The sequence below is a fragment of the Flavobacterium sp. CBA20B-1 genome (genome assembly GCF_028473145.1).
Taxonomy (GTDB): domain Bacteria; phylum Bacteroidota; class Bacteroidia; order Flavobacteriales; family Flavobacteriaceae; genus Flavobacterium.
Map to the genome: position 1 here is coordinate 1,524,871 of NZ_CP092370.1, position 12,597 is coordinate 1,537,467.

14 protein-coding genes are annotated in these 12,597 nt (G+C 33.6%); 3 read left to right on the forward strand and 11 right to left on the reverse strand.

The window, feature by feature from the left end:
* Positions 1–53: 53 nt before the first annotated feature.
* From MG290_RS07610 to MG290_RS07625, 4 genes are all read right to left on the reverse strand, one after another.
* Entirely contained in the window at positions 54–1,601 is a 1,548-nt protein-coding gene (locus MG290_RS07610; RefSeq protein WP_264560755.1) for a ribonuclease E/G, read from the reverse strand.
* A gap of 320 nt (positions 1,602–1,921) precedes the next feature.
* The gene (locus MG290_RS07615; protein ID WP_257499769.1) at positions 1,922–2,257 is read right to left on the reverse strand and encodes an HU family DNA-binding protein; all 336 of its coding nucleotides are present in this window, start codon (positions 2,255–2,257) and stop codon (positions 1,922–1,924) included.
* Between the two features lie 81 nt (positions 2,258–2,338).
* On the reverse strand, positions 2,339–3,409 hold the full coding sequence (locus MG290_RS07620; RefSeq protein ID WP_264560756.1) for an alanine/ornithine racemase family PLP-dependent enzyme: 1,071 nt from the start codon (positions 3,407–3,409) through the stop codon (positions 2,339–2,341).
* 5 nt (positions 3,410–3,414) lie between these two features.
* A complete protein-coding gene (locus MG290_RS07625) occupies positions 3,415–3,855 on the reverse strand; it encodes a GNAT family N-acetyltransferase (RefSeq protein ID WP_264560757.1) in 441 nt (146 codons plus the stop codon).
* A 109-nt stretch (positions 3,856–3,964) separates the two neighbouring features.
* Between MG290_RS07625 and mutY the strand changes: the two genes are divergently transcribed.
* The 3 genes from mutY (at position 3,965) to gldD (ending at position 6,120) form a co-directional block, all read left to right on the forward strand.
* The gene (gene mutY, locus MG290_RS07630) at positions 3,965–5,005 is read left to right on the forward strand and encodes an A/G-specific adenine glycosylase (protein ID WP_264560758.1); all 1,041 of its coding nucleotides are present in this window, start codon (positions 3,965–3,967) and stop codon (positions 5,003–5,005) included.
* 27 nt (positions 5,006–5,032) lie between these two features.
* The gene (locus MG290_RS07635) at positions 5,033–5,482 is read left to right on the forward strand and encodes a single-stranded DNA-binding protein (RefSeq protein WP_257499773.1); all 450 of its coding nucleotides are present in this window, start codon (positions 5,033–5,035) and stop codon (positions 5,480–5,482) included.
* A gap of 71 nt (positions 5,483–5,553) precedes the next feature.
* Positions 5,554–6,120, forward strand: coding sequence for a gliding motility lipoprotein GldD (gene gldD, locus MG290_RS07640; protein ID WP_264560759.1), 567 nt, complete (start codon positions 5,554–5,556; stop codon positions 6,118–6,120).
* Between the two features lie 34 nt (positions 6,121–6,154).
* Here the strand turns inward: gldD and MG290_RS07645 are convergent, their stop codons facing one another.
* The 7 genes from MG290_RS07645 to MG290_RS07675 form a co-directional block, all read right to left on the reverse strand.
* Positions 6,155–6,697, reverse strand: a complete 543-nt coding sequence (locus MG290_RS07645; protein ID WP_264560760.1) for a heavy-metal-associated domain-containing protein — start codon at positions 6,695–6,697, stop codon at positions 6,155–6,157.
* Between the two features lie 61 nt (positions 6,698–6,758).
* On the reverse strand, positions 6,759–7,199 hold the full coding sequence (locus tag MG290_RS07650; protein WP_264560761.1) for an energy transducer TonB: 441 nt from the start codon (positions 7,197–7,199) through the stop codon (positions 6,759–6,761).
* A gap of 57 nt (positions 7,200–7,256) precedes the next feature.
* On the reverse strand, positions 7,257–7,382 hold the full coding sequence (locus MG290_RS07655) for a hypothetical protein (protein WP_272585134.1): 126 nt from the start codon (positions 7,380–7,382) through the stop codon (positions 7,257–7,259).
* On the reverse strand, positions 7,379–8,008 hold the full coding sequence (locus MG290_RS07660; protein ID WP_264560762.1) for a hypothetical protein: 630 nt from the start codon (positions 8,006–8,008) through the stop codon (positions 7,379–7,381). Before MG290_RS07660 ends, MG290_RS07655 begins: the two co-directional genes overlap by 4 nt.
* 12 nt (positions 8,009–8,020) lie before the next feature.
* Positions 8,021–11,146 (reverse strand): AsmA-like C-terminal region-containing protein, encoded by a 3,126-nt coding sequence (locus tag MG290_RS07665; protein WP_264560763.1) that lies wholly within the window; start codon positions 11,144–11,146, stop codon positions 8,021–8,023.
* Between the two features lie 88 nt (positions 11,147–11,234).
* Positions 11,235–11,513, reverse strand: coding sequence for a hypothetical protein (locus MG290_RS07670; RefSeq protein ID WP_264560764.1), 279 nt, complete (start codon positions 11,511–11,513; stop codon positions 11,235–11,237).
* A gap of 55 nt (positions 11,514–11,568) precedes the next feature.
* Entirely contained in the window at positions 11,569–12,336 is a 768-nt protein-coding gene (locus MG290_RS07675; protein ID WP_264560765.1) for an OmpA family protein, read from the reverse strand.
* Positions 12,337–12,597: the final 261 nt, after the last annotated feature.

Consider the following 12,597-nt stretch of genomic DNA (forward strand, 5'->3'; position numbering starts at 1 on the left):
TAACTATTTAAAAAGCGGGTAAAAAAAAAGCCGAACGTTTGTTCGGCTTTTTGCTATTCTATTTGGTTTCCTTCTTTATCAAAGAAATGGTATTCTAAGTAGGTATAGGCATCGCGTGGAATGATTTTTATCCAGCGTTTGTGTTCTAACAACCATTTGTTTCGTACCGATGGAAATCCTTTGGTTAAATACGCAGCAATAAATGGATGCGCATTTAAAACCACATTTCTGTGGTCTTTAATAATTCGTTCTAAGTCAGCCGATATTTTATCAATAACTAAAATAGGAGCCTCTATTTCACCTTCACCGTTGTGGTCAGGGTTTTCTTCTTTTGTTTTGATAGAAACTTCGGGTCTAACGCGTTGTCTAGTAATTTGAATCAATCCAAATTTACTAGGAGGCAAGATTTTGTGTTTTGCTTTGTCATCGCTCATTTCTTCTTTTAGGAAATCGTATAATACTTTACGATTTTCAGGATTACTCATGTCTATAAAATCAACAACGATAATCCCGCCCATATCGCGCAATCTTAACTGGCGTGCAATTTCTGATGCTGCGATCATGTTTACCTCAAGAGCCGTATCCTCTTGTGATTGAGCTTTGTTCGAGCGGTTTCCACTGTTTACATCGATAACGTGTAATGCTTCGGTATGTTCTATAATAAGGTAGGCTCCTTTGCTCATAGATACGGTTTTACCGAAGGAAGTTTTTATTTGTCGTTCAATATGATACTTTTCGAACAACGGTACTTCTTTGTTGTTATAATGCTTTACGATGGAAACTTTTGAAGGGGCTATTTCTTGCAGATAGTCCTTCGTTTGGTAGTACAATTCTTCATCATCAATATAAATTCCTGTAAAAGTGTCATTAAAAACATCGCGCAAAATGCTTGATGCTCTGTTTACTTCTCCAAAAACTTTTGATGGATGATGAGCTGTAGTTAAACGTTTGCAAAGCAATATCCATTTGTCTATTAAACTTTGCAAGTCTTTTTCTAATTCGGTAACATTTTTGCCTTCGGCTACTGTTCGCACAATAACCCCGAATCCTTTTGGTTTAATGGTTAACATCATTTTTTTAAGACGATCTTTTTCTTGTTTTGATTCTATTTTTTGTGAAATAGAAACTCGTTCAGAAAAAGGAACCAACACCAAATAGCGGCCTGCAAGCGATAGTTCAGAACTTATTCGCGGCCCTTTTGTGGATATGGGTTCTTTAACTATTTGCACTAAAATTGATTGATTGGCACTTAACACATCGGTGATGACGCCGTTTTTATCAATTTCAGTTTCAAAAGGAAGTTTTTTAAGAGTGAAATCATTTAGTTTACCTGAAGTTACAAGTTTTGTAAACTTCATGAGCGTAGGAAGATTGGGACCTAAATCGTGGTAATGCAAAAAGGCGTCTTTATCGAAGCCTACGTTTACAAATGCCGCGTTTAAACCAGGAACGGGTTTGCGGATTTTGGCAATAAAGATATCGCCCACCGAAAAGCCTTTTTCGTCTTCCCTATCTCTGTGTAGTTCTACTAATTTTCCATCTTTTAATAAGGCAAAATCTACCGTATTGGAACCAGACCTAATAATTAACTCTTTGTTCACTTGGTACATTTTTATCTGCTGTGTTTAGTTTAAAGGTTTATGGTTTAAAAGTTTATTAAAAACTTGAAACAATAAAAACTTGAAACCAAAAATACAGATGGATTAAACATTAACAGGTATTTCCCGGTTTCTTTTAAATGTGTATTTAAAAGATTTTTCAAAGAACTTTTTAATTTGAAATAAAAGAAAAAGTAGTTTAAAACTACTTTTTCTTTTTGTGACGGTTAGCTCTCGCTCTTTTTTTACGTTTGTGCGTAGCTACCTTATGTCTTTTTCTTTTTTTACCACTTGGCATAATCTTGTAGTTTTTAAGTTAGTAATTATTTTACGTCTGTGTTTGTTTTAACACCTTCCACAAACACTTTAGCTGGTTTAAAAGCCGGAATGTTGTGAGCAGGGATTTTAATTGTTGTATTTTTAGATATATTTCTACCCGTTTTTTCTGCTCTAGTTTTAATTATAAAGCTTCCGAAACCTCTTAAATATACGTTATCTCCACTTTCTAAAGAAGATTTTACTTCCTCCATAAAAGATTCCACAGTTGCCTGCACATCACCTTTCTCAAGCCCTAATTTCTCTGAAATTTTAGCTACAATGTCTGCTTTAGTCATTATCTCTTTGTAAATTAATTTGTTGTCTGTTTTTTGAGTTTGCAAATATATTAATTTTATTATAATATCTACATTTCAAACCATTAAATTTTAAACTAATAGCTATTTAGGTTGTTTTTTCTGGGGTTATTGCACTACTTTCTCGATATACGAAGAGTTCATTGCGCGTAATGTTCCCATATAATTCAGTGAAAACTCTAAATAATCGCCTACTTTGTAGTTTTTTTCATTTGTTTGTAAATCTACAATAATCATATCCGAACTGGCACCAAAAAAACGTATGTCGCCATCTTTTGGAAAAATATTGGTTTGATCTACGTCTAAAATTCCTAAATCTAATATGGCACGGAATGATTTTTTTCCGATTTCTTTTTCATCAAACGTAAATGATTTTCCTTCTAAATTGGTTCCAAAATCACCTTCGGGCACCATTGGTTTTTCAATTAATTCAATGATTTCTGCTTTTAGGGTAAAAACATCTTGTTTCAGTAAATTACTGGGTGCATCTTTATACACATCGGTACCTTGGTAAAGGGTTTCCCCCACTCGAAAATGATTGATACCAGATGGCAGTTTGTTTTGAAAAATCAATGGAATGGTAACGGATGATCCGCCTGAAACATATTGAATTTTTTTATTGAACTTTGCTTCGATCAGCTGTTTGTATAATGCCAATTGAATCAATTTATCGGTGCTTGGCAACACGCCATACAAACACGAAAGATTGGTACCAATACCCACCACCTCGATATTTTTCAACTGAAACACTTGATCGTAAAACGAAATCACATTTTCCCGCATAACTCCTTCGCGCAGTTCCCCCAATTCAATCATAATAATAATTTTATGCGTTTTGTTTTGCTTTTGGGCTTCTTGCGAAAGTAATTTTATGGTAGTAATATCGGTATTCATGCTGATATCTGCATATTTCACTACCGATGCCACTGACCGTTTGGGCGTGGGTTTAATATAAATGGTTTCAACCTTTGGATTGATTTCTTTTATGGCTTTTAAATTGCTTACTCGCGAATCACACACTTGCGTGGGTTGCAAGCTTAGCAGTTCTTTCAAAAACAATTTATTGCCACATAGCATTTTGGTAACCACTGACCATTGAATATTTTTTAAGTCAAAAAAATAGTCTAAACGTTCAAAGTTGTAGGCCAGGTGTTCCTTATGTAAGGTTATAACTGCCATAACAATTATTTGGTTAAACGCATTTCTAAATACTTGTTTGTAAAGCCTAGTTTTTCGTAAAGTTTTATAGCAGGATTATCGGGTTCCACGTGTAGGGCAATATTTCCATTGGCTTTTTCAATCGCGTGTTGCATTAATTGTTTACCAATACCTTTTCCGCGTTGGGTGGCATCTGTTGCGATATATACCAAAATATTTTCAGGAATATAATCTTTCATACCGGTTTCGTTTACAATCACAGCACCAACAATTTGATCGTCTAAAGTAGCCGTAGCCACAAATCCGCCAAAAGAAGGTGTGATTTTTAAGGCATAATCCATACATTTTTCAATATCTTGCATGGGATCGCCGTATTGCTCTAAATTTTTGTAGAGAAAGTTTAAAATTGCTTCCTTTTCATTAGTATTCGGTGTGTTCTCTTGACTGTATGTCTTGATTTTTAGCATAACTTTATTTTTTGTTTCTACTCTACACAAAGTTACTCATTTTAAATTAAATGGATTTTTACTACAAAAACAGCTAAAAAAACTACCTTTACATCTGAAAATAATACGCATGGATTTTACCGACCAACTGCTACATTGGTATCAAAAAAACAAACGAGATTTACCGTGGCGAAACACCACAAACGCTTATTATATATGGCTTTCTGAAATTATTTTGCAACAAACCCGGGTGGAACAAGGCACTCCGTACTATGAAGCTTTTATAGAAAATTTTCCTACATTAAAAGATTTGGCAACGGCAAACGAAGATGCGGTTTTGAAATTGTGGCAAGGTTTGGGCTACTATTCGCGTGCCCGGAATTTACACACTGCGGCTAAAACCATTTATTTTGATTTAAACAATCGGTTTCCTGAAAAATACAGCGATATTATTCAATTGAAAGGAATTGGACCTTACACAGCCGCCGCCATTGCCTCATTTGCATTTAAAGAAACCGTAGCTGTGGTTGATGGTAATGTTTTTAGGGTTTTGGCTCGATTTTTTGGAATTTATGAAGACACAGCTGTTGCTAAAAACCGCACCATTTTTCAAAATTTAGCAAATGAATTAATTTCAAAGGAACAGCCCGATTTATTCAATCATGCCATTATGGATTTTGGAGCGATGGTTTGCTTGCCTGCAAACCCGAAATGCAGCACCTGTATTTTTAATGAAAACTGCGTGGCTTTTTTAAGAAACGAAACCAGTATCCTTCCTACTAAAAACAAAAAAATCAGCGTTAAAAACCGCTATTTGAATTATCTTATTTTAAGAAAAAACCATGAAATAGCAATTCAGCAACGCACCGAAAAAGACATTTGGCAACAATTGTTTGAACTGCCTCTTATTGAAACATCTTCAATCAACGAAGAAAAACTTTTTACCGATTTATCCAACCGATTTCCGAACAGCACCATAAAAAAAGTGACCGCAAACAGCATTAAACACAAACTATCGCACCAGCAACTGCATATTAATTTTTATGAAATAGATATAGCTGCATTTGCACCAAACCAACAAAAAGTTTCCCTTAACGATTTGCACAAATATGCCTACCCTATTGTGATTTGGAATTTTCTAAAAGATTTTCTTAAGCTTGAAAAAAATTAGTACTTTTGGTTGATAAGTAATAATATCATGTACGGAACTTTAAACAAAGTAACTTTAATAGGTCATTTAGGAGACGATGTGAAAATGCATTATTTTGAAGGTGGTAATTCAATCGCTCGCTTTTCTATTGCTACCAACGAAGTTTATATCAACAAAACCACCAACGAGAAAATTACATCTACCGAATGGCACAATTTGGTTTTTAGAAATAAAGCGGCCGAATTGTGTGAAAAATATTTAAGTAAAGGCGATAAAATTTACGTGGAAGGAAAAATTCGTACGCGCCATTGGCAAACCGAAGACGGAACCACCAAACACACTACCGAAATTCAGGTAACAGAATTTATCTTTTTAACCATTAAAAAAGATATTGATTCTAAAACAAAAGCAATGAAACACGCTGACGACGATCGTTTGAACAATTTTGAAATTCCGAAAATTGCAGATTACGACAAACTGAATGATTTACCTTTTTAACACAAGATGCTCTTTTGCAGCGGTTATCATTCACAAAACACTTATTCACAAAACATTAAGTTAACCAATCCATGAAAAAAATTTCTTTTTTATATGCCTCTATTACAGCGCTTTTTTTAGTAAGTTGCACAGAAAATGTTACTCCAAAACCCGATGGATTTTTAAGCTTAGAATATCCAACAGCGACTTACGAAAGCTATGTGTACCCCAATTGTAATTTTAAGTTCAGTAAAAACCAATCGGCAGTTATAAGCCCAGAAGAAGCTTGTTCTTTTAAGATTGATTACCCAAAAATGAAGGCAAGTATTTATATGAATTATCGCCCTGTGGAAAATAACTTAACGATGCTTTTGAAAGATGCGCAAAAATTAACCTACAACCATACCATTAAAGCAGATGATATACAAGAATCGGTGTACGAACATCCAGAAAAAAAGGTATATGGAATGTTTTATCGGGTAATTGGCGACGCCGCCACTAATGTGCAATTTTACGCAACCGACAGTACTAAAAATTTTGTGGTGGGTACTTTATATTTTTATGCTAAACCCAATTTTGATTCAATCTATCCGGCAACAAAATATATTGAAGAAGATATGAAAAAAATTATGGAATCGCTGGAATGGACCAACAAATAAAAAAGAAAACTCTTGATTGCTCAAGAGTTTTTTTTTAGATGATATTTTGCTTTGTAGTTGTTTTTTTATCTTTTTTGTCTTTACTGCAACAGCCGTCTTTTTTCTTTTTATCGTCTTTTTTGTCCCCACAAGATTTTCCGTCTTTTTTAGAAGAACAACATTTTTTTTGTGCTGTTTTATCGTCTTGAAAAACCATTGCCACTTCTTTAGCAACAGTTAAATTCTCCACCTTGTATGCACCATCAGCAATTTCTTCCACCATTTTTTTAATAGCGTCTGTGTTCTGCTTTGCATCATCGAACTCTACAGTAGCGGTTTTAGAGTCAAAATCAACAGTAGCGGTTTTCACACCGTCCATTTTTGCCAATTTGCCTTCTATAACTTTTGCACAACCCACTGCACAAGACATACCTTCTACCTGAAAAGTAGCTTTTTGCATGGTTCCAGCAACTTCTGTTGATGCTACTTTTTCTGTAGTTTCAGCAGTGTTTTCTTTTTGTTCGTTTGAAGTTTGTTTACAGCTTACCATGAAAGCAGCAGCCATAAATAATAATGATATTCCTTTTAATGTTTTCATTTTTTAAACCATTTAATGTTTTGCAAATATATTTATTTTTTCTTTCAAAATACGCACTAAATTACTGAAATTTAATAGGTAAGGTAAAAGTAGATTTCACAGGTTTTCCGTCAATTTTTGCTGGAATCCAAAGACCTGCTTTTCGTTCTAAAAAACGTTTTACCTCAAAACGAAAGGCTCCATCAGCAGGTGTGATTTCATAAATAGAGATTTTTCCTTTATCATCAACCTCAAAATTTATTTTGTACGACGAATATTTAAAATTTCTATAGTAAGTAGAAAAAATATACTTCATAAATGATTCATAAAACGCATTCATTCCTTCTTTAGGCTGAGCTTTTTGCATATTCGCAATCTTTTGCTTATCTAATTTAACAGGTAAAGTATATATCTGAAAATTGTTTTTAGTGGCAATCCAAGCCGTGCCTTTCAAAAAAGTTTGAAGTTCTTTATAAAAACCACTAATGTAAGGATTTAAAGAAGTCAATTGTGCATTTGCCAAACTATCTACTTTTATTTGAATAGTAAATCCCTCGTTTTCGTAATAATTTAATGGAATTCACATGTTATTAGCAATAGATTGTGCCAATAATTCCAGATTTTTTTCTGAATAAATAGTAGTAGTATCTTGAGCGTAAGATAATAATGATAAAAACAAAAAAACGCTTGTAGCTAAGTGTTTCATTTTCTGATTGTTAATTTAAAGTTATTTATAGAGGTAACAGGTATGCCGTTCTTTATTTCGGGATTCCACTTTTCAGCTCCTGCAAATAATCTTTTCAGCTCATCGAATAATACTGCGCTATTTTCATCAATTGAAATTAATTCTAAACTTCCATCTTTATGTACTGAAAACTTGGCATTACAAATAATTTCATTTTGTTTAAAAATTTTCGGATTTATATTCTTCGCAAAATAGCTGTAAAATTCATGACTACTGGTTTTAGGTGCTGCTTTGGTATTTTGAGGTTTAGAGCTATCTTTAAAAGCCAACGGAATTTGAACAACACTCTTTTTTGTGATTCCATTTTCAACAGCGGCTGTCCATTTACTGGTTGCTATAAATTTTTGAAGTTCCACAAAAAACTCTTTCTGGTATGGCTTTATCATAAGCAGTTTGGCATTTGCCAAGCTATCAACAGAAATTTTAATAAAACCTTTATTGGCATTGTGCATTTCATCTGGAATAGTTACCTCTTTAAAAAGGTTGTCTAGGAATTCTTCATATCCTCCCAAAGGCATCGCGTTAGTTTGTTGTGCTTTTAAATTAAAAGAAATGGCAGCAAATAAGGCTAATAAGATAAATTTCATGGGGTTTAATAATTATTGTTGATTTAATGTGTCGATTGATTTTTTATACGCTTCGTAATCTTCGTCGTCTTCGGTTAGATTTTCTTCTTTGTATTTGCCCAATTTTATGTTTAAATCATCACTTGTGCCGTTTACCGTAATTGGAATGCCAATAATTCCAAAAGGCGGCAAGCCCAAACACATGCCCAAATTCATTTTTCCGTCTAATGTAACCTTGCCTTCTACTCGCGGACGAAAGCCTGCAATCTTGAATTTGGTTCGTTCAATGGTCATCACATTATTGGCAATGGATGTTTTCACCACCACATTTTTCACATTGGCATCGCGCAAAGCATCGGTATTGGTTTCTTTTGCCACGGCATTAAACAACTTAAAACCTTTAAACTGAATATTCTCTAAAATTAAATCGCCCGAACCTTTTATCGATTTCATATCTGGATACATTTCTTTGTTCAAAACGCCTTTTAGCTGGTATTTCAACGAAACCTGTCCTGAAGCATTTGCAGCTGCCGGAGCCATTTCTCTGAATAAATTCAACTGTTTATATGCTTTTTGAATATCAAATTGCTGAGCATCGATCGCGAAATCAAACAAGGCACTTTGACTGTTAATAGGTTGATATGTTCCGTTTAACAAAAACTGCGTATCAATTAAACCAAATTTTGCTTCTTGCAATGCCAATTTTTGATCATAAACTTTTAAAACACCGCTTAAATCATCTAATTGCAAATCGTTGAATTTTACTTTTTGGGCATTTGCGGTAAGCTCAAAATCGATTTTATCGGGAACTAAAATCACGCTTCCACCAGTAGTATTTGTTGCAGCTTTTGTTTTTGATGCGTTTGGATTTGCTGGCAACATAAACGAATTTACATCGACAAACTGCGAACTAACGGTCAATTTTCCTTTTAAAGTAGCATTCGGAGTTAAAAAATAATTGATATAATTTTCTAAATCACCATTTAAAACAAAGGTTTGCTTGGCATAATTCATTTTGATATTTTCTAGTTTCATTTGCTTTTTATAAAACTTAAAAACACCTTCGGTAAACACAAAATCATGTGGAAAATATTCCGATTTAATGTGAATATCTTTCAACAGCACAAAACCGCGATTATTCAATGATGAAGGATCGTTTGCAGTGCCTTTTCCTTTCAGCTTCACATCGGTTTCCAATTCTCCGGCAACGCTTAATCCATCAATTGCACAAACCTTGTATAAATTGCCCAAATTTAATTTTCCTTTTGTACCCAAATCGAAAGTAAGATTGTTGAAATTGAACAAATTGGCATCGATTTTAAAAGGCTCATCTGCCAAAACAAACGAGATAGGCAACACGTTTACACGCAAATCATTCAACGAACCACTTGGCGATGAAATATGCGTTTCTACATTTACTTTTTCCAAAGGCAAATCGGGCAAACTGTTGTATCTCAAATAACCGTTTTTCATTTTTACAATGGATTGAGTTACCGGAATTTTGTTTTGTTCTAAATTAAAACTTCCCTTTGCTTTGGTGTTAATCTTTAGTTCGCCACCAAAATCGACTTCTTTTATCGGAAAAATCTTTTTTATATCGGCCAAATTCACAACTGCCTGCAAATCGGTATCGGTCGTATAATCAATTAAATTGTCTATTTTCAAAGTACCTTTTACAAAATTCGATGCTGCTTGTGCCATTAAATTCTGTATAAAAACTTTGGTATGCTTATAGTTTCCGCTGGTATTTTCAGCCTCTAAATCAAAACTCAAATTATTGATTGCCAAAGGCATCTCTGTCCATTGAAAATAGCCTTTTTGCCAATTTGCCTGAATGTTAAACGCTGGTATTTCAATGATTTCTGAAGTTGCAACACCTTGTTTGTTGGTACTGTTTTTGGTGGTGTAATTTCCTTTTGCTGTTGCATTCAATACCACATCTCCTTTCAACTGCATGCCCGAAACAGCAAGTGTTTGCCAAAGTTGCGACACATTCAAATCTGCGTTTACAGATGCATCCACATACATCGGAAAACGGTATAAAGCCTTGCCTTTTGCAAAACCTTTATCTATATTAAAAGTAAAGTTAGACACATTAATTGCCAAGGAATCTGGATTTAATTGCGGCAGGTTCAGTTCGGTTTTTGTATGCAAATTTTCAACCGGAACGTTTTGAAACTGTTTGGCAGCGATTGATCCGTTGGCAATATCGAGCTTAATGTTTAAATTGGGCTTTGAAACGCCTTCTTGCATCAATCCTTGGAATAATAAATGAATGTTTGATGTGCCTTTAAACACCATTCCATCATACCATTTTTGATATTCTTGCGGAACAAGCGAAAACAAATTTTCTAACGATGCTTGATTTGATTGCACGTTTAAATCAAAATCGATTCCTTTTTCAAGAACCGCTATTTTCCCCAACACATTTAATGGCAACTGCGCCAACTGCAGCTGGTTTTCTTTAAATTCAACAATCATTGGATTGAGTTGTACTTTGGTATTTATAGCACCTTTCAAAGGTTTATGATCTACCAAAACACTTTTATCCAATTGAAAAAAAAGCGATTTAATATCGGTTTCGGTTTCCAAATGAATGTATTTGTCGGTTACCTGAACATCGCCATTAATATTGGTAATCTTGGTTTGAATTTTTATTTTCGATGGATTGTCTTGATACAAAACATCGGTGTTTTTAACCTGAATTTTGTTCAATGCCAAAGAAAAAGAACTATCAGTGGAAGGTTCTTCAGAAGATTTAAAAATAGCAAACGAAAAATTGCCTAAACTGTCGGTTACTACATTCATTTTTCCCTCATTCACATACAATTTTGTGAATTTAATTTGGTCAGAAAACAAGCTAAGCACATCAATTCCCAAATCAACCGAATTGCTTTCTACCGTTTGCATAGTACCGAAAGCAGGTGGTGCCTGAATGCTTAACTGCTGCAAAGACACACTTAAATGCGGAAAATTGGTAAAAAACGATACGTTTAAATCGGTAAAATTCACAGGAGTAACCACGAATTCTTTTGCAGCGTCTTTCACGGCTTGTTCAATCTGCTTTTTGAACAACAGCGGTGCAATCAACAGTAAACCAGCCACTGCTACCAAAGCAATACCGGTATATATAAGCCCTTTTTTTATCTTTGCGTTCATTTACAACAAATACAATTTTTGCAAAGATAATGTAGTTAAAGGAAATGTTTAAAAATATTTACGCAACTAACTTTTCATTTTGATAAACTTATCGAGTGGCATGCGATTTTCGTTTCATTTTTGCCGATAGGTTTTCTAATTGAGTTTTCAAATCATCAGCAAGTTCATTCTGGCTCACATAGATTCTAATCTGCATATTTAACTCGTGCAGATACACGCCCATTACAATTTTTTCAAGTTCTAATCGCTCGTATAAATCTTTCAGTACTTTTGTTTTGCTTTCATTATTTGCAAAAGCACTGTTCTGTTCCAGCACCTTAGCAATGATGATTTTAAGTAGATTGTATTCGTGAGAAGTGAATTTCATTTTAAAAAATTAAAATACGAAGTAACTAAAAAGTATTTAGAAAAGCTATTCTGTTTTATTTTTCTATTATTAAAATTTCAACTCTTCGATTAGCCTCTCGTTCTTCTTCGTTTTGCTCGGGAATAGCATAAATAGGTTGTGATCCCCCAAAACTTTTATACTTTAATCGCTTTTTATCAATTCCGCCTTTAATAAGGTATTTATAAACAGCCAAAGCTCTTTTTGCTGAAATATCATTCTCATCCGATTCAGTATAGCAGCAAATATGCCCTTGAATTTCAATCTTCAAATTCGGATTTGATCTCATTATTTGTAGCAATTCTTTTAAAACAGGATATGAATGAGATTTAAAAACTGCTGTTCCACCATTAAAATTCAGGTTTTTTAATTTTATTTTTTCACCCGCTTTAGCAGCATCTAGTCTTTTATCCAATTTTTTTTCCTTTTCATCTTCATCTATTGCATAAGTAAAGAAAACATCTACCCTTCTGTTCAAATCTTGGGTTTCATTTTGCTTAAATTGCTTTCCAAAAGATTTTGTACTAATTGCCTTATCAATTGTAACCTTGCCTTTTAAATAGTTTAACACAGTTTGAATTCTTTTGTCTGAAAGTTCGTTATTGTACTGATTATTTCCTACCCAATCACAAAAACCTTCAACCTTTAAAACAGTTAGATTAGGATAAAGTTTTATCCAGTCATCAATTTTTTGTTTTTCAGTTAGAGAGAATTCATTTTCGTTATAATTAAAATAGAAACTTTGCTTTTGTTGAGCAAACCCTTTGAATGTTATGATGCAAAATAACAATAGAAATAAACGCATATAATTATTTTTTAACACTTTAACGTTTGGGATTTTGTTTTTAGTATAGAAACAAGCAATTTTAAACTATAAATAAAAAAACCTCCAATTCAAATGAATCAGAGGTTTTTGTGCGGGCGATAGGACTCGAACCTAAACTAAACCACATACTTTTTTGCAATTCTACAAACCTCAATAAACACTCTTAAAAACCCAATAAAATCAACACTTAACAAAGAATATTAATTTAAAAACCTATTGAATGAAATTGTATAAAATAGA

What these genes read in the sequence shown, in the direction of transcription:
- MG290_RS07620 (WP_264560756.1), bottom strand. Translation starts at nt 3,409, where the DNA reads ATGGCAGTTATAACCTTACATAAGGAACACCTGGCCTACAACTTTGAA.
- MG290_RS07625 (WP_264560757.1), bottom strand. Translation starts at nt 3,855, where the DNA reads ATGCTAAAAATCAAGACATACAGTCAAGAGAACACACCGAATACTAAT.
- mutY (WP_264560758.1), top strand. Translation starts at nt 3,965, where the DNA reads ATGGATTTTACCGACCAACTGCTACATTGGTATCAAAAAAACAAACGA.
- MG290_RS07635 (WP_257499773.1), top strand. Translation starts at nt 5,033, where the DNA reads ATGTACGGAACTTTAAACAAAGTAACTTTAATAGGTCATTTAGGAGAC.
- gldD (WP_264560759.1), top strand. Translation starts at nt 5,554, where the DNA reads ATGAAAAAAATTTCTTTTTTATATGCCTCTATTACAGCGCTTTTTTTA.
- MG290_RS07645 (WP_264560760.1), bottom strand. Translation starts at nt 6,697, where the DNA reads ATGAAAACATTAAAAGGAATATCATTATTATTTATGGCTGCTGCTTTC.
- MG290_RS07655 (WP_272585134.1), bottom strand. Translation starts at nt 7,382, where the DNA reads ATGAAACACTTAGCTACAAGCGTTTTTTTGTTTTTATCATTATTATCT.
- MG290_RS07660 (WP_264560762.1), bottom strand. Translation starts at nt 8,008, where the DNA reads ATGAAATTTATCTTATTAGCCTTATTTGCTGCCATTTCTTTTAATTTA.
- MG290_RS07665 (WP_264560763.1), bottom strand. Translation starts at nt 11,146, where the DNA reads ATGAACGCAAAGATAAAAAAAGGGCTTATATATACCGGTATTGCTTTG.
- MG290_RS07670 (WP_264560764.1), bottom strand. Translation starts at nt 11,513, where the DNA reads ATGAAATTCACTTCTCACGAATACAATCTACTTAAAATCATCATTGCT.
- MG290_RS07675 (WP_264560765.1), bottom strand. Translation starts at nt 12,336, where the DNA reads ATGCGTTTATTTCTATTGTTATTTTGCATCATAACATTCAAAGGGTTT.